Annotated in this window: 14 protein-coding genes; 2 read left to right on the top strand and 12 right to left on the bottom strand. The window is 60.5% G+C overall.

Features of this window, described 5'->3' with window-relative positions; translation table 11 throughout:
* Nucleotides 1-27: 27 nt before the first annotated feature.
* The 9 genes from gltB to ACA055_RS01900 form a co-directional block, all read right to left on the bottom strand.
* Nucleotides 28-4476 carry a glutamate synthase large subunit gene (gene gltB, locus ACA055_RS01940; protein ID WP_497682116.1) on the bottom strand — a complete coding sequence of 1483 codons (4449 nt, stop codon included), beginning with the start codon at nt 4474-4476 and terminating at the stop codon, nt 28-30.
* 350 nt (nt 4477-4826) lie between these two features.
* Nucleotides 4827-6425 (bottom strand): SPOR domain-containing protein, encoded by a 1599-nt coding sequence (locus ACA055_RS01935; protein WP_497682115.1) that lies wholly within the window; start codon nt 6423-6425, stop codon nt 4827-4829.
* 10 nt (nt 6426-6435) lie between these two features.
* Nucleotides 6436-7536 (bottom strand): 3-dehydroquinate synthase, encoded by a 1101-nt coding sequence (gene aroB, locus ACA055_RS01930; protein WP_497682114.1) that lies wholly within the window; start codon nt 7534-7536, stop codon nt 6436-6438.
* Between the two features lie 152 nt (nt 7537-7688).
* Nucleotides 7689-8207, bottom strand: coding sequence for a shikimate kinase AroK (gene aroK, locus ACA055_RS01925; RefSeq protein ID WP_010464421.1), 519 nt, complete (start codon nt 8205-8207; stop codon nt 7689-7691).
* A gap of 4 nt (nt 8208-8211) precedes the next feature.
* Entirely contained in the window at nt 8212-10299 is a 2088-nt protein-coding gene (locus ACA055_RS01920; RefSeq protein WP_497682113.1) for a type IV pilus secretin PilQ, read from the bottom strand.
* Between the two features lie 13 nt (nt 10300-10312).
* Nucleotides 10313-10840, bottom strand: coding sequence for a pilus assembly protein PilP (locus ACA055_RS01915; RefSeq protein WP_497682112.1), 528 nt, complete (start codon nt 10838-10840; stop codon nt 10313-10315).
* Nucleotides 10837-11460: a type 4a pilus biogenesis protein PilO gene (gene pilO / locus ACA055_RS01910; RefSeq protein WP_497682111.1), complete on the bottom strand. Its 624-nt coding sequence runs from the start codon at nt 11458-11460 to the stop codon at nt 10837-10839. The genes ACA055_RS01915 and pilO overlap by 4 nt, the downstream gene beginning before the upstream one ends.
* A complete protein-coding gene (locus tag ACA055_RS01905; RefSeq protein WP_497682110.1) occupies nt 11457-12023 on the bottom strand; it encodes a PilN domain-containing protein in 567 nt (188 codons plus the stop codon). Before ACA055_RS01905 ends, pilO begins: the two co-directional genes overlap by 4 nt.
* Entirely contained in the window at nt 12023-13087 is a 1065-nt protein-coding gene (locus ACA055_RS01900; RefSeq protein WP_497682109.1) for a pilus assembly protein PilM, read from the bottom strand. Before ACA055_RS01900 ends, ACA055_RS01905 begins: the two co-directional genes overlap by 1 nt.
* Nucleotides 13088-13305: 218 nt before the next feature.
* Between ACA055_RS01900 and ACA055_RS01895 the strand changes: the two genes are divergently transcribed.
* A complete protein-coding gene (locus ACA055_RS01895; protein WP_497684344.1) occupies nt 13306-15744 on the top strand; it encodes a penicillin-binding protein 1A in 2439 nt (812 codons plus the stop codon).
* Between the two features lie 270 nt (nt 15745-16014).
* Here the strand turns inward: ACA055_RS01895 and ACA055_RS01890 are convergent, their stop codons facing one another.
* The 3 genes from ACA055_RS01890 to rpmE form a co-directional block, all read right to left on the bottom strand.
* Complete coding sequence (locus tag ACA055_RS01890) at nt 16015-17283, bottom strand: malic enzyme-like NAD(P)-binding protein (RefSeq protein WP_201115270.1); 1269 nt, start codon at nt 17281-17283, stop codon at nt 16015-16017.
* A 182-nt stretch (nt 17284-17465) separates the two neighbouring features.
* Nucleotides 17466-18266, bottom strand: a complete 801-nt coding sequence (locus ACA055_RS01885) for a thermonuclease family protein (RefSeq protein ID WP_497682108.1) — start codon at nt 18264-18266, stop codon at nt 17466-17468.
* A 14-nt stretch (nt 18267-18280) separates the two neighbouring features.
* A complete protein-coding gene (rpmE, locus tag ACA055_RS01880; RefSeq protein ID WP_008080648.1) occupies nt 18281-18511 on the bottom strand; it encodes a 50S ribosomal protein L31 in 231 nt (76 codons plus the stop codon).
* Between the two features lie 275 nt (nt 18512-18786).
* Between rpmE and ACA055_RS01875 the strand changes: the two genes are divergently transcribed.
* A complete protein-coding gene (locus ACA055_RS01875) occupies nt 18787-21006 on the top strand; it encodes a primosomal protein N' (RefSeq protein ID WP_497682107.1) in 2220 nt (739 codons plus the stop codon).
* The last annotated feature ends 112 nt before the right edge of the window (nt 21007-21118 follow it).

The raw sequence follows: 21118 nt of genomic DNA, 5'->3' as shown, positions 1-21118 counted from the left end.
AACCTCATCAAACTCTTCAGGCGCATATCACTGCGGGTTGGCACGGGTGCTGGAAAGCAACGATTTCAGGTTGGCAGCCTTGGGCTTGACCAGCCAGAAACGACGCAGATAGTCATCGAGGTTTTCAGCGAGGTTACGACCCCATTCGCTGTCGGTTTCCTCGACGTATTCGTTCAGCACGCGTTGCAGGTGGCTGCGATAGGCTTCCATCGCCTCACCGCTGATCCGCTGGATTTCCACCAGTTCGTGGTTGACCCGGTCAACGAAGGTGTTGTCCTGGTCGAGCACGTAGGCGAAACCACCGGTCATGCCTGAGCCGAAGTTGTAACCGGTCTTGCCCAGCACGCAGACAAAACCACCGGTCATGTACTCGCAGCAGTGATCGCCAGTGCCTTCCACCACGGTGTGAGCACCGGAGTTACGCACCGCGAAACGCTCGCCCGCGGTGCCAGCAGCGAACAACTTGCCGCCAGTGGCGCCATACAAACAGGTGTTGCCGATAATGGCGCTGTCCTGTGTCTTGTAGATGCTGCCCTTCGGCGGAACGATCACCAGCTTGCCGCCGGTCATGCCTTTGCCGACGTAGTCGTTGGCGTCGCCTTCCAGGTACATGTGCAGGCCGCCAGCGTTCCACACACCGAAGCTCTGACCGGCCGTCCCGTTGAAGCGGAAGGTGATCGGCGCGTTCGCCATGCCTTGGTTGCCGTGCTTGCGAGCGATTTCGCCGGAGATCCGCGCGCCGATCGAACGGTCGCAGTTGCAGATATCCAGGGCGAAATCGGCACCGCTCATGTCGTTGATGGCCGAGGTGGCCATGTCGACCATTTTCTCGGCCAGCAGGCCTTTGTCGAATGGCGGGTTGCGCTCAACCTGGCAGAACTGTGGTTTGTCCGCCGGAATGTGATCGCTGCCCAGCAACGGCGTCAGGTCCAGGTGTTGCTGCTTGGCGGTCTGGCCTTCGAGGATTTCCAGCAGATCGGTACGACCGATCAGTTCTTCGAGGGAACGCACGCCCAGCTTGGCCAGCCACTCACGGGTTTCTTCAGCGACGTAGGTGAAGAAATTCACCACCATGTCGACGGTCCCGATGTAGTGATCCTTGCGCAGCTTCTCGTTCTGAGTCGCGACGCCGGTGGCGCAGTTGTTCAGGTGGCAAATACGCAGGTATTTGCAGCCCAGGGCGATCATTGGCGCGGTGCCGAAGCCGAAGCTTTCAGCGCCGAGGATCGCTGCCTTGATCACATCGAGGCCGGTTTTCAGGCCGCCGTCGGTCTGCACCCGGACTTTGCCGCGCAAGTCGTTGCCACGCAGGGTCTGGTGGGTTTCGGCCAGGCCGAGTTCCCACGGTGCGCCCGCGTATTTGATCGAGGTCAGTGGCGATGCACCGGTGCCGCCGTCGTAGCCGGAGATGGTGATCAAGTCCGCGTAGGCCTTGGCCACACCGGCAGCGATGGTGCCGACACCCGCTTCTGCGACCAGCTTCACCGAGACCAGGGCCTTCGGGTTGACTTGTTTCAGGTCGAAAATCAGCTGCGACAAATCTTCGATCGAATAGATGTCGTGGTGCGGTGGAGGCGAGATGAGGGTCACGCCCGGCACTGCATAACGCAGCTTGGCAATCAGACCGTTGACCTTGCCGCCTGGCAGCTGACCGCCTTCGCCGGGCTTGGCGCCCTGAGCGACCTTGATCTGCAACACTTCAGCGTTGACCAGGTATTCCGGGGTTACACCGAAACGACCCGTCGCGACCTGCTTGATTTTCGAGCTCTTGATAGTGCCGTAGCGCGCCGGGTCTTCGCCGCCTTCGCCGGAGTTGGAACGCGCACCAAGGCGGTTCATGGCTTCGGCCAGGGCTTCGTGGGCTTCCGGCGACAGGGCGCCAAGGGAGATGCCGGCGGAATCGAAGCGCTTGAGCACCGATTCCAGCGGTTCGATCTCGCTGATGTCCAGCGGCGTGTCCAGGGTCTTGACCTTGAACAAGTCGCGGATCATCGACACCGGACGGTTGTCCACCAGCGCCGTGTATTCCTTGAACTTGCTGTAGTCGCCCTGCTGCACAGCGGCTTGCAGGGTGTTGACCACGTCCGGGTTGTAGGCGTGATATTCGCCACCGTGGACGAACTTCAGCAGACCACCCTGCTGGATCGGCTTGCGCGGGCTCCAGGCTTCGGCCGCCAGGGCTTTCTGCTCGGCTTCGATGTCGACGAAACGCGCGCCCTTGATGCGGCTTGGCACGCCACGGAAGCTCAGATCGCAGACTTCTTCGGACAGGCCAATGGCTTCGAACAGCTGCGCACCGCGGTACGAAGTGATGGTCGAGATGCCCATCTTCGACAGGATCTTCAGCAGACCTTTGGTGATGCCTTTGCGGTAGTTCTTGAACACCTCGTAGAGGTCGCCCAGCACTTCACCGGTGCGGATCAGGTCGCCCAGCACTTCGTAGGCCAGGAACGGATAGACCGCCGAGGCGCCGAAACCGATCAACACCGCGAAGTGGTGCGGATCGCGAGCGGTCGCGGTTTCTACCAGAATGTTGGAGTCGCAACGCAGGCCTTTTTCGGTCAGGCGGTGGTGCACCGCACCGGTGGCGAGCGAAGCGTGAATCGGCAACTTGCCCGGGGCAATGTGCCGGTCACTCAGCACAACCTGGGTACGACCGGCACGCACGGCTTCTTCAGCCTGATCGGCAACGTTGCGGATCGCCGCTTCGAGGCCGACGCTTTCGTCGTAGTTGAGGTCGATGATCTGGCGTTCGAAGCCCGGACGATCGAGGTTCATCAGCGAGCGCCACTTGGCCGGGGAAATGACCGGCGAGCTGAGGATCACGCGCGAGGCGTGTTCCGGCGACTCCTGGAAGATGTTGCGCTCGGCACCGAGGCAGATCTCCAGCGACATGACGATGGCTTCACGCAGCGGGTCGATCGGCGGGTTGGTGACCTGCGCGAACTGCTGGCGGAAATAGTCGTACGGCGTGCGCACGCGCTGGGACAGCACGGCCATCGGCGTATCGTCGCCCATCGAGCCGACGGCTTCGTAGCCTTGCTCACCGAGTGGACGCAGCACCTGATCACGTTCTTCGAAAGTGACCTGGTACATCTTCATGTACTGCTTGAGCTGGTCAACGTCGTAGAACGCCGAGCCGTGGTCGTTATCTTCCATGGTCGCCTGGATGCGTAGGGCATTCTTGCGCAGCCATTGCTTGTACGGATGACGGGACTTCAGGCGGTTGTCGATGGCGTCAGTGTCGAGGATCTGGCCGGTTTCGGTGTCCACGGCAAAGATCTGGCCCGGGCCAACGCGCCCCTTGGCAATCACGTCTTCAGGCTGATAGTTCCAGACACCGATTTCCGAAGCCAGGGTGATGAAACCGTTCTTGGTGGTGACCCAACGCGCCGGACGCAGACCGTTACGGTCGAGCAGGCACACCGCGTAGCGACCGTCGGTCATGACCACGCCGGCCGGGCCGTCCCACGGTTCCATGTGCATCGAGTTGTATTCGTAGAACGCGCGCAGGTCCGGGTCCATGGTTTCGACGTTCTGCCACGCTGGCGGAATGATCATCCGCACGCCACGGAACAGGTCGATACCACCGGTGACCATCAGTTCGAGCATGTTGTCCATGCTGGAGGAGTCGGAACCGACGCGGTTGACCAGCGGGCCGAGTTCTTCGAGATCGGGCATCAGGTCGTTGGCGAACTTGGTGCGACGGGCGACGGCCCAGTTGCGGTTGCCGGTAATGGTGTTGATCTCGCCGTTGTGGGCGAGGAAGCGGAATGGCTGGGCCAGCGGCCATTTCGGCAGGGTGTTGGTGGAGAAACGCTGGTGGAACACGCAGATCGCGGTTTGCAGGCGCTGGTCGCTGAGGTCTGGATAGAAGGCGGTCAAATCCGCCGGCATCATCAGGCCTTTATAAATGATGGTCTTGTGGGAAAAGCTGCAGATGTAGTGATCGACGTCGGCGGCGTTGGCCACGGACGAGCGACGACGGGAGCTGAACAGCTTGATCGCCATGTCCTGATCGCTCAGACCCGCACCACCGATGAACACTTGTTCGATTTGCGGCAGGCGCTCGAGGGCCAGGCGGCCGAGGACGCTGGTGTCGATCGGCACTTTGCGCCAGCCGACCAACTGCAGGCCGGCGGCCAGGATCTCGCGGTTCATGTTCTCGCGAGCGGCTTCGGCTTTGACCGGGTCCTGGTTGAAGAAGACCATGCCCACGGCATATTGCTTGGGCAGTTCAACGCCGAAGGTTTCCTGGGCGATGGCACGCAGGAACACATCCGGCTTTTGAATCAGCAGACCGCAACCGTCACCGGTCTTGCCGTCGGCGTTGATCCCACCGCGGTGGGTCATGCAGGTCAGGGCCTCGATGGCCGTTTGCAAAAGGGTATGACTGGGCTCGCCCTGCATATGGGCTATCAGGCCGAAACCGCAGTTATCCTTGAATTCATCTGGTTGGTACAGACCTGCTTTCATAGACACTTTCTCACCAGGCTGCCTCTTGTCGAGGCAAATTTCTTTTCAATTCAACCACTTACCATCCGCGCCGAACGTACGCCAGCTTTGCGGGGGCAAAAGGGAGGTCATTGTACACACCGACACAGAGGCTCACAAATTTGACGACGAACTGTCGCAAATCTATGTCGCATTTGTGAAAGGTTTAAAGCGATATGCTGTGCTAGTCAAAACTTTTTTAATTTTGACCGCAACGACTCAAAGACTACTGTGACGCAGACACCACAAGGCACGCGGCCTGAAGAGGCGGCATGCACGGGTGGAAATTTTGAGGTGCCGGGAGAGGCGGCCTGGGTAAGGCCGCCGAATCTTCAGCGAGTTGTTGCCAGTTCCTGTTGGACGCTGGCGACAGTGCGAGGCCAAGGTTTACCAGCCTGAACCTTCGCTGGCAAGGCCTTGATGGCGGTAAGGGCTGCATCACGGCTGGCGAAGTTACCGTAAGTGATGACGTAAAGCGGCTTGCCGTTGAGCACTTTCTTGAAATAACGGTATTCGCCGCCCTGCTCTTTCACGAAGTTCTGTGCGGACGCTTCGGAGCTGGTGCCGAGGATCTGCACCACGTAGTTGCCCGGTGCTTGCCCGGCGTACCAGGTACCACCGGCAGCCTTGGCCACGGTGGTTGGCTTCTCGGCAGGCTTGGCGGCAGCAACGGCTGGTTTGGCTGGCGCTGGCGCTGGCGCCGGCTTCACGGCTGGAGCGACCGGGACTGGCTTGGCAGTCGCGACCTGAGTCGGTGCAGGCACAGGTTTGGCAGCAGGTGTCGGCGCAGGGCCAGGCTGGATGCCCGCAGGTGGCGCGGTGGTGGTCACGGTCGGCGGTGTAGCGCTGGAACCCTCGACGGGCACGCCGTCGTCGCCTTCAGTGATGCCACCAGCCGCTTCGGCCAGCGGGCCGCGCATGACCGGCTGCGAGTTGCCGACCAACGGCAATGGCATCGGCTGCGAATTACCGGCGAACTCGACGGCAGGCGCACCGCCACTGTTAGGTTGTGGCGCGCCCTCGCCGAGTGGCAATTGCGCCTGTTCGTTGGCAGGTGCGCCAGTGGTCGGTGCTTTGCTGCGACCCGGTATCAACCAGGCGGCAGCTACCGCGACCACGACGACGGCGGAAATCGCCAATACGTGTTTCTTCGGCATGTTGAACCCCATACTTGGACGCTTGACCGCAGAGCGGCTGGCAATCATGGCTTCGATCATTGCATCGCGGGCAACCTGGTTGATGGTGCCAGGCCAACCGTCGGAGCTTTCGTGAATATCAGAGATCTGATCTGCGGTGAAAAGTTCGATACCCCGACCGGCGCCTTCGAGCCGCTGGTCCAGATATTCGCGGGTTTCTTCTTCGGTGTAAGGCTGCAGCTCGATGACGTGAAAACGCTCTTCCTCGAGGCTCAGCGCTTCAAGTTGAGCAATCAGCGACGATTCGCCGAACAGGAACACGTGCGGACGACCTTCAGGAGCGCCCGCGGCCAGGGCCAGCAAGGCCTCCAGCGCGGATTCGTCGAGCTGCTCGGCGTCATCCACCAGCAAATAGACTTCCTGCCCGGTGAGCGCAAGCTGCACCACTTGGGACAGAATCGCGCCGATCTCGGCCTGCTCGACGTTCAGTGCCTGAGCCACCTGACGCAGCATGCCAGCAGAATCGCCGGCGCCCCGGGCGGAAACCACCACGCTCTGTACGGATTGTTTGTTGGTGCTGGCCACCAGAGCCTGGCGCAGCAGGGTCTTGCCACTGCCTTGCGGGCCGGTGACCACCAGCAGCAACTGGCTGTAGCGCGCCAGGTGATGCAGTTGTCCCAGCACCGGTTTGCGCTGGGCCGGGAAGAATTTGAAGCCAGGCACCCGTGGAGCGAAAGGGTCATGACTTAACTGGTAATGGCCGAGGAAAGCCTCGTCGGCGTGCAAACTAGTCATCGGGATCTTATTAACCTTTAAGCTGAGCCAGAGCGCGGTAATCCGCTCCCAGCGTGGCCTGTAGAACCTCTTTCGGATAATCGTCGGTCACCACCGCTTCGCCCATATGGCGCAGCAGCACCAGGCGCAAACGACCGTCGATCACTTTCTTGTCAATTGCCATGTGTTCGAGGAAATCGGCTTCAGTCATCTCTTCAGGCGGGATGACCGGCAGACCCGCGCGCTGGAAAAGGCGAATGCCGCGATCGCGCTCTTGTTCGCTGATCCAGCCCAGGCGCTGGGACATTTCCAAAGCCATTACGGTGCCAGCAGCGACCGCCTCACCATGTAGCCAGACACCATAGCCCATGTGGGTTTCGATGGCGTGGCCGAAGGTATGACCCAGGTTGAGCGTGGCGCGCACGCCGGTCTCCCGCTCGTCGGCACCGACCACCGCAGCCTTGGCGGCGCAGGAACGTTCGATGGCGTAAGTCAGGGCGACCTGATCCAGGGCGCGCAGGCGATCGACGTTTTCTTCGAGCCAGGTAAGAAACGGTTCGTCGCAGATCAGCCCGTATTTGATGACTTCAGCGAGCCCGGCGGACAGTTCGCGGGCCGGCAAGGTATTGAGGGTGGCGGTATCGATCAGCACCACGTTCGGCTGATAGAACGCGCCGACCATGTTTTTGCCCAGCGGATGGTTGATCCCGGTCTTGCCGCCCACCGAAGAGTCGACTTGCGACAGCAGCGTGGTCGGGATCTGGATGAAATCGACACCGCGCTGGTAGCAGGCAGCTGCAAAACCGGCCATGTCACCAATGACGCCGCCACCGAGGGCGATCACCGTGGTGCGGCGGTCGTGCCGCGCGGTCAGCAGACCGTCGAAGATCAGTTGCAGGGTTTCCCAGGTCTTGAAGGCTTCGCCGTCGGGCAGCACCACGGAAACCACCGAAAACTGTGCGAGGCTGCGGGTCAGACGCTCGAGATAGAGCGGCGCAACGGTCTCGTTGGAGATGATCGCCACTTGCCGTCCGCGAATATGCGGGGCCAGCAGCTCAGGCTGATCCAACAAACCTTCGCCAATATGAATCGGGTAGCTGCGCTCGCCTAGATCGACCTTGAGTGTCTGCATGTGTCCCCACAGTGAAGATGGAATCAGGCGTCCTGCCTTGAGTTAACGAATGTCCACGGCCTCTGCTGGTGCGACGCCGTTCGGTAGCCATCCGCCACAACCTTTGAGCGGCCGTGACAGGACGCCGAGGATAGCGCATTTCGCGCTGCGCATTAACGGGGTGGTAGCTGCTGCAAGCGCTCGAGAATATCGAGTACCACCATTCGCGGCGGCCGCTCATCGGTTTCCACCACCAGGTCGGCAATTTCCCGATACAGCGGATCGCGGATCGCCAGCAGATCCCGAAGGGTCTTGGCCGGGTCGGCGGTACGCAACAAGGGTCGATTGCGGTCGCGGGAAGTGCGGCCGACCTGCTGCTCGACAGACGCATGCAGATAGACCACCCGACCACCGGCGTGCAGCGCCCGACGATTGGCTTCGCGCATGACGGCCCCGCCGCCAGTCGCCAGCACCACGCCGTCGCACCCGCACAACTCGGCAATCATCGCCTGCTCGCGGTCACGAAAGCCCGGTTCGCCTTCCTTATCGAAGATCCACGGGATATTGGCGCCCGTGCGCAATTCAATTTCCTTATCGGAATCTTTGAACGGCAGGCGCAGCTCTTTGGCCAGCAACCGGCCGATGGTGCTTTTTCCAGCCCCCATCGGTCCAACAAGAATCAAATTTCGCACAGAATCAATGACTCACAGCAATCGCCTGGTTGTTCATGATACGCGGAGTGAGAAATACCAGCAGCTCGGATTTTTTCTCCGAAACCACGTCACGCCGGAAAAGGCGGCCAAGATACGGCACATCACCGAGAAATGGCACCTTATCTACAACCTTGCTCTGAGTATTTGAGAAAACACCGCCAATCACGATGGTCTCGCCGTCGTTGACCAGCACCTTGGCGTTGACCTCGTTTTTCTTGATCGGCGGTACATCCTGCACTTTGTTCAGGTAATCCGGTTCGTCCTTGGTGACCTTCACCTCCATGATGATCCGGTTGTCCGGGGTGATCTGCGGCGTCACTTCCAGAGACAACGAAGCCTCCTTGAACGACACTGACGTCGCGCCACTGGAGCTGGCTTCCTGGTAGGGAATTTCGGTGCCCTTGAGGATTTTCGCGGTTTCCTTGTCGGACGTAACCACCTTGGGCTGCGAGACGATTTCGCCGTTGCCGGTCTTCTCCATGGCGGTCAGCTCAAGGTCCAACAGCACGTTGTCGGTAATGAAGGCGATGCCAAGCCCCGAGGTATTGGCAGCGGTGCCCATATCGACGAATGGCGTATTGGTGCTGGTGCTGCCCGGTGTGCCAATAGTGGACGAACCTTCACCCCCGTTGCTGACGCCCGAGGTATTCCAGTTGCCCTTGTTCTGGATTGATCCGCCCCAGCGCACGCCGAGGCTTTTGTCATAGTCGACGTTGGCTTCGACGATTCGCGCCTCGATCATCACCTGACGCACCGGGATATCCAGCTGCGCGACGATACGACGGAGTTCGTCGAGGCGGTCCTGGGTCTGGTAGGCAATGATGTTGTTGGTCCGCTCATCAACCGTGATCGAGCCCCGTTCATCGGCTTTTGCCTCAGCACTTGTCACCGACTGGAACAGCTTGGCAATGTCGGCAGCTTTGGCATAGTTAACCTGTAACAGCTCGCGACGCAGGGGCGCCAGATCAGCGATTTGCTTCTGCGACTCCAGTTCCTGCTGCTCACGGGAGGAGATTTCTTCGGCCGGCGCCACCAGCAGGACGTTACCGATCTTGCGCTTGTCCAGGCCCTTGGTTTTCAGCACCAGATCCAGCGCCTGATCCCACGGCACGTTCTGCAGTCGCAGCGTGATGCCGCCCTGCACGGTATCGCTGGCCACCAGATTGAGATTGGTGAAATCGGCGATCAATTGCAGCACCGAGCGCACTTCGATGTCCTGGAAATTCAGCGACAGTTTTTCTCCGCTGTAGGCGAAACGCTCAGCGTTGCGTTTCTGCAGGTCGTCGACGGTCATTGGCCGGATACTGACGGTGAGCTTGTTATCAGTCTGGTAAGTCGAGTAATCGAAGGCACCGCTGGGTTCGATGCTGATCGTAGCCCGATCGCCCGTGGCGCTGGCATTGACGAATTGCACCGGCGTGGCGAAATCCTTGACGTCCAGGCGTACACGCAATGACTCAGGTAATTGGGTCTTGGCGAAACCGAGGACGATCTTGCCGTCGCGCTCTTGAATGTCCGGAGCGATGGACGGATCCGACAGATCGATGACCACGTTGCCTTCACCCTGGGTACCGCGCTGGAAATCCACGCCTCGGATAGCCTTGCTCACCGGCGCATAGGCTTTGGCAGGGGCAGGCGTGGCAGTGGCTGCCCGCGGCGCCGCAGTCGCTGGCCTGGACGCCGTTTTGCTGGCCCCTTGCCCGACTACGACGAACAGGGTATTGCCTTCAACTCGTGCGCTATACGGGGCCAATTGGGTCAGATTGATGATCAGCCGCGTGCGGTCCTTGGCTTCGACCACTGTCGCGGTGCGAGCATTGCCGCCGCCCAGGTCGCGATTCTTGTTCGCCAGCTGACTGACAACGCCGGGCAGATCCAGCGCTATCCGTGCCGGTTGCTCCGTGGTGTACCCGCGGGGCGTCGGGGGCGGCTCATCGAACGACAACTTCAACTCGACACGGTCCCCCGGCAGCGATGCGACATCCAGCGTTTTGAGGGTGGCCGCTTGTACCATCGGCGACATCAACGCTATCCATAGCGATATACCGAAGGTGGAGAAAATCCTGTTCATTATTCGAGTTCCACTATGAGTGCTCTTTCAAAGGGATGGTCCGCGGACGCTCCAGCCAGGCGCCTTCGCCATCGGGAACGATCTCGACCACATCGACTTGGGAACCGCTGATGGCGACGATCCGCCCATCGTTGCGCCCCAGGTAATCGCCGACTTTCAGCCGATGCACACTGCCCGCTCCGCGCAGCAGCGCAAAGGAGCCATTGGCATTGGAGATCGTGCCGACCATTTCAAACTGCTCGATGTTGAAACCTTCGAGGTACTGCTTGACCCGATCGGGGTCGGGTTTGACATTGCGCGAGCCGTGTTTCTGACCCGCCAGATCCACTCTGACCTGCCGGGAAAACGGACTTCGCAGGTTCGCTGCACTGTAAGTGAATGTCGGGTAAGACCGGAATGTCGGCGTTGGTTCAATCTTGCCCGGCGCGCGCAGTCGCATTTCGTTCATGTACGCATCCAGGTCGCTGAAGTCATTGTCGCTGCCACAACCGGTGAGACCAACCACCATCAACGCCACCAAAAAACAACGGATCGGGTTCATTTCTGCAACCCCTTGTCGTTGTAGCGGTACGTCTTGGCCAGGATGCTCATGCGCAGTTTCGTTCCGCCCTCGGGGTTGGCCGGAGCAAGGTCGAAGTCATGCAGGGTAACGATCCGCGGCAGCCCGGCCACGCCACTGACGAAAGTGGCCAGGTCGTGATAGGCACCGGTGACGGTGATCTGGATCGGCAGTTCGATGTAGAACTGCTGGGTGACCTCCGGCAACAACTTTATCTCCTCGAACTCCAGGCCGCTGCCCAGGCCGGTGCGAGTAATGTCCTCCAACAGGCCAGGCACTTCGGTGTCACTGGGCAGCTGGCGCAGCAGCACGCCAAAGGAGTTTTCCATCTCCTTCATCTGCTGGGTGTACAGCTCCAGATTCGCCGCCATGCGCGCTTTGTTGGCGAACTGCTCCTTGAGGGTCGACTCTTCCTCGCGCTTGAGCTCGAGGTGACTCTGAAGATCACTCGTGGAAAAACTGTAGCCCAGCGCCAGCACCAGAATCATGACCAGAACAGCCGCCAGAGCCTTGATCGCTGGCGGCCAAGAGCCGAGGTTGTTGGTATCCAGATCATTGATGTCGATCTTGCGCAGGCCTTCGAACCATTCGGACAGACTCATTTGCCGCCCTCCACAGCGGCAGGCTGCGTCTGACGAACGGTCAACTGAAAGACGTTGGCCTGATCCAGCTGACCGGCGGTGGTCGCTTTGACCTCCGTAAGGCTGGGCGCGTCGAACCAGTCGGACGCATCCAGATTACGCATCAGGTCTGATACACGATTGTTGGACTCCGCCGCACCTGCAATGGACAAGGTCTTGTCGGCCATTTTCACCTCGGTGAAATAAACGCCATCGGGCAACGTACGCGCCAGCTGATCGAAAATCCGCCCACTGATCGGCCGGTTGCCTTGCAGGTCCTGGATGATGCGCATGCGCTCAACGAGTTGCTTGCGACGGGCCTTGAGGTCGCTGATCTGTTCGATCCGCTCGTCGACCACGGCAATCTGTTTGCCAATGTATTCATTACGGGCGATTTGCCGGTCGACGGCAGCGCTGATGACCTGGTTCGCGATCAAAATCGCGCCCACCGCCCCCACCACCACACCGACCAACGTCAGCAAAAAGCGTTTGCGGCGCTCTTCCCGCTGCTCTTCGCGCCACGGTAAAAGATTGATCCGCGCCATTAGTCGAAACTCCTGAGCGCGAGTCCGCAGGCGATCATCAGTGCCGGCGCGTCGCTGGCCAGGGCACCGGCATTGACCTTGCTGCTCAGGGCCATGTTGGAGAAAGGGTTGGCTACCTGGGTTGGCGTACCCAATCGCTGCTCGATTAAACGATCCAGCCCCGGGACCGAAGCGGTACCACCGGCCAGCAGGATGTGATCGACCGATGCGTACTGACCCGAGGCGAAGAAAAACTGCAACGAACGTGACACCTGCTGCACCAATGCGTCGCGAAACGGCTGAAGCACTTCACTGACGTAATCGTCCGGCAAACCGCCCTGTTTCTTTGCCAGGCCCGCCTGTTCGACGGTCAAGCCGTAACGACGCTGGATTTCTTCCGTCAGCTGACGACCGCCGAACAATTGTTCGCGGGTATAGATGATCCGCCCGTTGTACAGCACGCTCAGGGTGGTCATGGTCGCGCCGATGTCGACCACCGCGACCGTCAGACGCTCCTGAGAGGCAGCCAGCTGCCCCGCCAGCAATCCGTAGGAGCGCTCCAGCGCGTAGGCTTCCACGTCGACCACTCGTGCCGTCAGGCCAGCCAGGGCCAGCGCCGCTTCACGAACCTCGACGTTTTCCTTGCGACAGGCCGCCAGCAGCACATTGACCCGCTCAGGGTTGCGCGCCGATACGCCCTGGACTTCGAAGTCGATGGCGACCTCGTCCAACGGATAAGGGATGTATTGATCGGCCTCGATCTTCAGCTGGTTTTCCATCTCGTCGTCGGAAAGACCGGCATCCATCTCGATGGTCTTGGTGATCACCGCCGAACCGGCCACGGCCACGGCGACGTTCTTGTGGCTGGTTCTGGCCTTTAGCAGCACCCGCGCAAGTGCCTGACCCACGCCTTCGAGCTCGGCGATATTTTTCTCGACCACCGCGCTGGCGGGCAGAGGCTCAACCGCGTAGGCCTCGACCCGGTAGCGGTCGCCCTGACGGCTCAGCTCCAGAAGTTTCACCGACGTGGAGCTGATGTCGATCCCCAGAAGCGTATTGGCCTTTTTATTGAAGAGTCCTAGCACTACCAATTCCCTATGACTATCCGTGAGTTACGGACTCTGTAATATGCATTGCGTTCAAACCACCCGTCTTGACAGCAGCGCAAATGACGCCCTCGACGGAAAAATGCTTATAATGCCCAGCGCTTTTTTCCGCTTTTTACTTCAAGCGCAGGTCGTTCTCCCTTTAGCCTGGACCTGCTGCCTAATTCATTCTTTGCCCTGGATGTCCAAAAGCCTTGATTCGTCTGCTGAAATTTTTCGGTTGGTCCATCGTCGCCGTTTTCTGCGGACTGCTCCTCGGTCTGAGTGGCGCATTTCTCTACCTTAGTCCCGGATTGCCGTCCGTGGAGGCCCTGAGAAGCATTCAGTTGCAGATTCCTCTACGGGTATACAGCAGCGACGACAAGTTGATCGCAGAATTTGGCGAAATGCGCCGTACTCCGATCCGGTTCGCCGACATTCCCCCCAATTTCATTAATGCGTTACTAAGTGCTGAAGACGACAATTTCGCCAACCACTATGGCGTTGATCCTAGCAGCCTGATGCGGGCCGCCACCCAACTGGTAAAAAGCGGCCACATCCAGTCCGGCGGCAGCACCATCACCATGCAGGTGGCGAAGAACTTCTTCCTGACCAGCGAACGAAGCTTCTCTCGCAAGACCACTGAAATCCTCCTGGCCCTGCAGATCGAACGGCAGCTGACCAAGGATGAAATCCTTGAGCTGTACGTCAATAAAATCTATCTGGGCAACCGCGCCTACGGCATCGAAGCGGCGGCGCAGGTCTATTACGGCAAGTCGATTCGTGACGTCAGCCTGGCGCAGATGGCGATGATCGCCGGCCTGCCAAAAGCCCCGTCGCGTTTCAACCCGCTGGCCAACCCGGCTCGCAGCAAGGAACGTCGCGACTGGATCCTGGGCCGCATGTACAAGCTCGGCAAGATCACCGAGGCCGACTACACCACGGCGATCAACGAGCCCCTGAACGCCAGCTATCACGTTCCGACCCCGGAAGTGAACGCACCATACATCGCTGAAATGGCCCGTGCCGAAATGGTGGGCCGTTATGGCAGCGACGCTTACACCGAAGGTTTCCGCGTGACCACCACCGTGCCGAGCAATCTGCAGGAAATGGCCAACACGGCGGTCCACGAAGGCTTGATGACCTACGACCAGCGTCACGGCTATCGCGGCCCCGAGTCGCGTCTGCCGGGCAAGACTCGCGAAGCCTGGGCTACCGAGTTGACCAAGCAGCGCACCATCAGCAGCCTTGAGCCAGCCATCGTCATCCAGGTCGACAAGGCCGGCCTGCAAGTGCTGACCCGCACCGGGGAAGAACACGTCGCCTGGGACACCATGAAATGGGCCCGTCCGTTCCTGAACACCAACAGCATGGGCGCCAACCCGAAGCAGCCGTCTGACGTCGCGCAGGTGGGTGATCTGATTCGCGTACAGCGCCAGCCGGACAATTCACTGAAGTTCAGCCAGATTCCGCAGGCCCAGGGCGCCCTGGTGTCCCTCGACCCGCAGAACGGCGCGATCCGCTCCCTGGTCGGTGGCTTTGCCTTCGAACAGAGCAACTACAACCGCGCCATGCAGGCCAAGCGTCAACCGGGCTCTAGCTTCAAGCCGTTCGTCTACAGCGCCGCGCTGGATAACGGCTACACCGCCGCCAGCCTGGTGAACGACGCACCGATCGTGTTCGTCGATGAATACCTGGACAAGGTCTGGCGCCCGAAGAACGACACCAACACCTTCCTCGGCCCGATCCGTATGCGCGAAGCGCTGTACAAGTCGCGCAACCTAGTGTCGATTCGCCTGCTGCAAGCGCTGGGTGTCGACCGCACCATCGACTACATCAGCAAGTTCGGCTTCAACAAGCAGGACCTGCCGCGCAACCTGTCCCTGGCGCTGGGCACCGCGACGCTGACGCCAATGGAAATCGCCACCGGCTGGAGCACCTTCGCCAACGGCGGCTACAAAATCACCCCGTACATCATCGACAAGATCGAAAGCCGCAACGGCGACACGCTGTTCGTCGCCAACCCGCCGAGCGTGCCAAAAGGCGAAGTAGTCAGCGACGGTATCGCGGCTCCGGTCGCCGATGCCTTCACGGTCGCCGCGACCGTAGATGAAACGTCACCCGCCCAGCCAGCAGCACAATCGCCGGCCGTGGCCGAACGCATTGTCGACGGCCGCACCACGTTTATCCTCAACAGCATGCTCGAGGACGTGATCAAGCTCGGTACCGGCCGCCGCGCACTGGCACTGGGTCGCAGCGACATCGCAGGCAAGACCGGCACCACCAACGAATCCAAGGACGCCTGGTTCTCCGGCTACAACGCCGATTACGTGACCACCGTCTGGACCGGCTTCGACCAACCGGAAAGCCTGGGCAAACGCGAGTTCGGCGGCACCGTCGCGCTGCCGATCTGGATGAGCTACATGGGTGCCGCCCTCAAAGACAAGCCGCCCCACACCCAGACGGAGCCGGAAGGCATCCTCAGCCTTCGGGTCGACCCGATCAGCGGCCGTGCAGCCACTCCAGGCACGCCAGGGGCCTACTTCGAACTGTTCAAGGCCGAAGATACGCCACCCTCGGTCAACGAGCTGGGCAACGGCAATGCGCCGGGCAGCCCGCTGCCAGCGGACGAGGCGGCGCCGATCGATTTGTTCTGATCGCCTGACGCAATGCAAAAAGCCCCGCCTTCGAGAGAAGCGCGGGGCTTTTTATTGCCTCACATTTTGCGTTGACTGACCCGGCCTCTTCGCGAGCAAGCCCGCTCCCACAGGTATCTGTGCTGCACAACAGATCGCATGCACACCGACAATCCACTGTGGGAGCGGGCTTGCTCGCGAAGAGGCCCGGACAGACACCACAAAAACCACAGATGAAAAAAAGCCCCGACTCACAAGAGCCGGGGCTTTCTGTTGAAGCGCTACAACGACTTAGCCGTTGAACACGTCATCCACGCTTTTCAGCGGGTAGTTCTTCGGATACGGCAGGGTCGCCACACCGGTCTCGATCGCGGCCTTGGCCACGGCGTCGGAGATCACGGTGATCAGACGTGCATCCATTGGCTTCGGAATGATGTACTCACGACCGAATTCCAGCTTGATGCCGCCGTAGGCGTCGCACACTTCCTGAGGGACTGGCAGTTTGGCCAGTTCGCGCAGGGCGTTGGCAGCAGCCACTTTCATTTCTTCGTTGATGCGCTTGGCGCGAACGTCCAGGGCACCACGGAAGATGAACGGGAAGCCCAGAACGTTGTTGACCTGGTTCGGGTAGTCCGAACGGCCGGTGGCCATGATCACGTCGTCACGGGTGGCGTGAGCCAGTTCCGGCGAGATTTCCGGATCAGGGTTCGAGCACGCAAACACGATCGGGTTGGCCGCCATGGACTTCAGGCCTTCAGCGCTCAGCAGGTTCGGGCCGGACAGGCCAACGAACACGTCGGCACCGGTCAGGGCGTCGGCCAGGGTGCGCTTGTCGGTCGCGTGAGCGAAGACAGCCTTGTACTGGTTCAGGTCGTCACGGCCGGAGTGGATCACGCCGGTGCGGTCAACCATGAAGATGTTTTCGATGTTGGCACCCATGCTCACCAGCAATTTCATGCAGGAGATGGCAGCAGCACCGGCGCCCAGGCAGACGATCTTGGCGTCAGCCAGGGTTTTGCCAGCGATTTCCAGGGCGTTGATCATGCCGGCCGCGGTAACGATCGCAGTGCCGTGCTGGTCATCGTGGAATACCGGAATGTCGCACTGCTCGATCAGAGCGCGTTCGATCTCAAAGCACTCAGGTGCCTTGATGTCTTCCAGGTTGATGCCACCGAAGGTGATGGAGATACGCTTGACGGTGTCGATGAAGGCTTGCGGGCTTTCGGAGTCGACTTCGATGTCGAAAACGTCGATGCCGGCGAAGCGCTTGAACAGCACGCCTTTACCTTCCATTACAGGCTTGGAAGCCAATGGGCCGAGGTTACCCAGGCCGAGAATTGCGGTGCCATCGGAAATGACTGCAACCAGGTTGCCTTTGCCGGTGTATTTGTAGGCCAGTTCAGGATCGCGGGCGATTTCGCGTACTGGTTCGGCTACGCCGGGGCTGTAGGCCAGCGACAGGTCGCGGGCGGTAGCGGTGGCCTTGGTGAGCTCGACACTCAGCTTCCCTGGACGAGGATGGGCGTGATATTCGAGAGCGGCAGTTTTCAAATCAGACATGTGGGCATTCCGCTTTTACTGTTGGACAGACGGACCGCCGAGGATACGCGTGTCGCAAAGTCCCCACAAGACTGACCAGTCACCCCTGTCAAGCGCCCGGCCTTACGACTTTGGACCAAGAGCCACGGAACACAAGGGATAGACTGTTCACAATCGATATAAAAAATGTCTACAATTTTTTATCAAGGTGCCGCTTGAAGCATCGCCGGGTCGGTCAATGGCAACAGCCAGCGCGCCTGGCCATCTTTAAGTCCACCACGTCGCGATCGATCTACCACCCAGCCACGGGCCTCGATCTGCTTGCCCTTCAGCCGCTCTAGTGATGCGACGTCGAACTGACCCAGTAAATTGGGTGCAACGCGCAATACAACCGAATCCTGCAATTCGATCCAAACCCCACCACGATTGCGCTGAACCTTGCTCACACGACCGCTGAGCACGGCGAAACCGCCAGCATTGATCTGCTCCGCTTTCAGTACAGGTGACTGGCGCCACACCCCGAGCCCGGCCTGACGTGCGCTGCGTTCCGCCGCCTGCTGACAGCCGACCAGGTCGACATTTGGCGCGACCGCCACCTGGAAACCGAGGCCCTCGGCGAGCATCTGCGCTTCAAGGTTGGCCCCCTCGGCGCTGTAGACATGAGCCAATGTGCGGCCGTAGTGATCTTTGCTCTCTTTACCGGGGAGCAAACCAACCCGCCCGTCACTGGCGGCTACGAGCACTTCCAGGCGTTTGCGCGCTGCTACGGCGAATGGCTCGTCGGAGCGGCCTTTCTTGCCCAGCTCCGGCGTGTTCAAACCGATCATGCGCACACTGCGACCATCGCTCAGGCGCAGCGTGTCGCCATCCACCACCCGTTGCACCGCGACCGACGTCAGCCCGCCGGGCGCCGGGCAGAAGGCCTGGGCACCGGAAAGCCAAATCGCGGACACAAAAAAGGCGCCCGCAAGGGACGCCTTTTTCATCAGCAAGGAAAAGCCCATCGGGCTTTGTAACCTTACTCTGCAGCAGCAGGAGCTTTCTTGCCGAAAGCACCAAAACGGTCTGCGAAGCGCTGTACACGGCCGCCAGTATCCAGAGTCTTCTGCTTACCGGTGTAGAACGGGTGGCACTCGTTGCATACGTCAGTACCCAGTGGCTTGCACAGGTTCGAACGAGTTTCGAACTTGTTGCCGCAGCTGCAAGTTACTTCGATGGTTTCGTATGCTGGATGGATATCGGCTTTCATGGTGTATTCCTCAGGCTAGCGTGCCGCCACTCAACACTATTGTTGAATACCGCACGTAATTAGGCCGCGGATTCTACCAGACGTTTCAAATCACGCAAGCTGTCACTCAGACCGACCGTCTGCTAGGCTCCCGGTCCAAAGCACACTCCCTGTAGGAGCGAGCTTGCTCGCCAAGAGGGCCTATCAGTCAGCATTCATGGCACCTGACAGCAAGTTCGCTTCCACGGGTTATGCCCAGCCTTTCATTTATTGCCCGCCCAAAGAGAATCCCCCGCGTGCCCGACGCCATTCTGCGCCTCGCCCTGCCCTCGCCTCTGCGTCGCCTGTTTGATTACCGTGCCCCGGCCGGTGTCCTGCGCGCCCAGTTGCACCCCGGCATGCGCCTGCGGGTGCCGTTCGGCCGACGCGAGATGATCGGAATTCTGGTGGAAGTCACCGACACCAGCGAAGTCCCAATAGAAAAGCTCAAACCCGCCCTGGCCCTGCTCGATGCCACACCGCCCCTGCCGCCAGCGCTGTTCAAGCTATGCCTGTGGACCTCCCAGTATTATCAGCACAGCCTCGGCGACACCCTGAGCTGGGCGCTGCCAGTGTTGCTGCGTCAGGGCGAACTGGCCGAAGCGCGCCAGGAACGCTTCTGGTCCGCCGCGCCGGGCGCCAGCCTCGATGATCCACGCATCGCCCGCGCCCCGCGTCAGCGTGAGGCGCTGGCGACGCTGTCCCAGCATCCCCACGGCGTCGCCCATCAGTTGCTGAGCAAACTGATGCTGAGCAAAGACAGCCTCGATTTGCTGCTGGCCAAAGACCTGGTACAGGTAGAAATCCGCAAGCACGCCCCTGGCGCACGTCATGAACACTGGCTGGCGCAGCCTGAATTACCACTCAACCCCGAGCAGCGCGCCGCTTATGAAGCCATTCGCGCCGGGTTCGACAGTTATCACGCCTTCCTGCTGGCCGGCGTCACCGGTAGCGGCAAGACCGAAGTTTACTTGCAGCTGATCCGCGAAACCCTTGAAGCCGGCAAGCAAGCATTGGTGCTGATCCCGGAGATCAACCTCGGCCCGCAGACCCTGGCGCGCTTCGAGCAGCGCTTCAATGCGCGCATTGCGCTGATCCACTCGGCGGTCAACGATCGCGAGCGCCTTGAAGCCTGGCTCGCCGCCCGGGATGGCGACGCCGACATAATTATCGGTACGCGTTCGGCGCTGTTCACGCCGATGAAAAATCCCGGCCTGATCATCATCGACGAAGAGCACGACGGCTCCTATAAACAGCAGGAAGGCCTGCGCTACCACGCCCGCGACCTGGCACTGGTCCGCGCCCGGCAGGAAAACATCCCGATTGTCCTCGGCTCCGCCACTCCTTCACTGGAAAGCCTGCACAACGCCTACACCGGTCGTTACGGCCTCCTACGCCTGAACGAGCGTGCCGGTGGCGCCAAGCAACCACGCTTCCTGCGCCTGGACGTAAAAAGTCGTCCGCTGGACAGCGGCATTTCCGGGCCGATGCAACAGGCTATTGGTCAGACCCTCGCCGCCGGCCAGCAGGTTTTGGTATTCCTCAACCGCCGTGGCTTCGCGCCGACCTTGCTGTGTCACGACTGCGGCTGGATGTCCGAGTGCCAGCGCTGCGATGCGCGCATGACCGTGCACCAACGCTCCGGCGAACTGCGCTGCCATCATTGCGGCTACGTCGAACGCGTGCCCCGGCATTGCCCGAAATGCGGCAAGGTCGATTTGCGCCCCGTGGGTGCCGGCACCGAGCGCGCCGAGGAACGGCTGGGGATTCTGTTTCCGGACGTCCCGGTGCTGCGGGTCGACCGTGACAGCACTTCGCGCAAAGACGCGATGACTCAGTTGTTCGCGACGATTCAGAAGGGCCAGCCGTGCATTCTGGTGGGCACGCAAATGCTCGCCAAAGGTCACCACTTCCCACGGGTGACGCTGGTGTCGATTCTCGATGCCGACGGCGGCCTGTTCTCCGGCGACTTCCGCGCCAGCGAGCGCATGGCGCAACTGATCGTCCAAGTTGCAGGCCGCGCGGGCCGGGCCGAAGAACCGGGAAAAGTAATTATCCAAACGCATCTGGCGGACCACCCGCTGCTGGTGCAACTGACCGAGCAGGGCTACTTCGCTTTCGCCGAACAAGCCTTGAGCGAACGCCGCTCTGCCGGCCTGCCGCCATTTGCGCATCTGGCACTGCTGCGGGCCGAAGCGCACAAACCGGGGCAGGCCGAAGGTTTCCTCGATGAAGCGTGCAGCGAGGCGGAGCGTTTGTTAGCTGAACACAATCTGCCCGGGATCGAGCTACTGGGGCCGGTGCCGGCGCCGATGGAACGCCGGGCCGGGCGTTATCGGGCGCAGTTGTTGCTGCAGGCCTCGGCTCGGGCGCCGCTGCATCGGCTATTAAGCAGTTGGTTGCTGATGCTGGAGCAGATGCCGAGCGGGCGGGCGGTACGCTGGTCGCTGGATGTTGATCCGGTCGATTTGTATTGATTGGAAGATTGCTTTCGCGAGCAAGCCCGCTCCCACAGGGGTTTTGTGCCAGACACATAATGTATGAACACCGCAGATTAACTGTGGGAGCGGGCTTGCTCGCGAAGACGCC

It is taken from the genome of Pseudomonas sp. LBUM1657, assembly GCF_059716075.1.
This window is presented reverse-complemented; position numbering and strand designations above follow the sequence as displayed.

What these genes read in the sequence shown, in the direction of transcription:
- aroB (WP_497682114.1), bottom strand. Translation starts at nt 7,536, where the DNA reads ATGCAGACACTCAAGGTCGATCTAGGCGAGCGCAGCTACCCGATTCAT.
- rpmE (WP_008080648.1), bottom strand. Translation starts at nt 18,511, where the DNA reads ATGAAAGCCGATATCCATCCAGCATACGAAACCATCGAAGTAACTTGC.
- gltB (WP_497682116.1), bottom strand. Translation starts at nt 4,476, where the DNA reads ATGAAAGCAGGTCTGTACCAACCAGATGAATTCAAGGATAACTGCGGT.
- ACA055_RS01885 (WP_497682108.1), bottom strand. Translation starts at nt 18,266, where the DNA reads ATGGGCTTTTCCTTGCTGATGAAAAAGGCGTCCCTTGCGGGCGCCTTT.
- pilO (WP_497682111.1), bottom strand. Translation starts at nt 11,460, where the DNA reads ATGAGTCTGTCCGAATGGTTCGAAGGCCTGCGCAAGATCGACATCAAT.
- ACA055_RS01915 (WP_497682112.1), bottom strand. Translation starts at nt 10,840, where the DNA reads ATGAACCCGATCCGTTGTTTTTTGGTGGCGTTGATGGTGGTTGGTCTC.
- ACA055_RS01920 (WP_497682113.1), bottom strand. Translation starts at nt 10,299, where the DNA reads ATGAACAGGATTTTCTCCACCTTCGGTATATCGCTATGGATAGCGTTG.
- ACA055_RS01905 (WP_497682110.1), bottom strand. Translation starts at nt 12,023, where the DNA reads ATGGCGCGGATCAATCTTTTACCGTGGCGCGAAGAGCAGCGGGAAGAG.
- ACA055_RS01890 (WP_201115270.1), bottom strand. Translation starts at nt 17,283, where the DNA reads ATGTCTGATTTGAAAACTGCCGCTCTCGAATATCACGCCCATCCTCGT.
- ACA055_RS01935 (WP_497682115.1), bottom strand. Translation starts at nt 6,425, where the DNA reads ATGACTAGTTTGCACGCCGACGAGGCTTTCCTCGGCCATTACCAGTTA.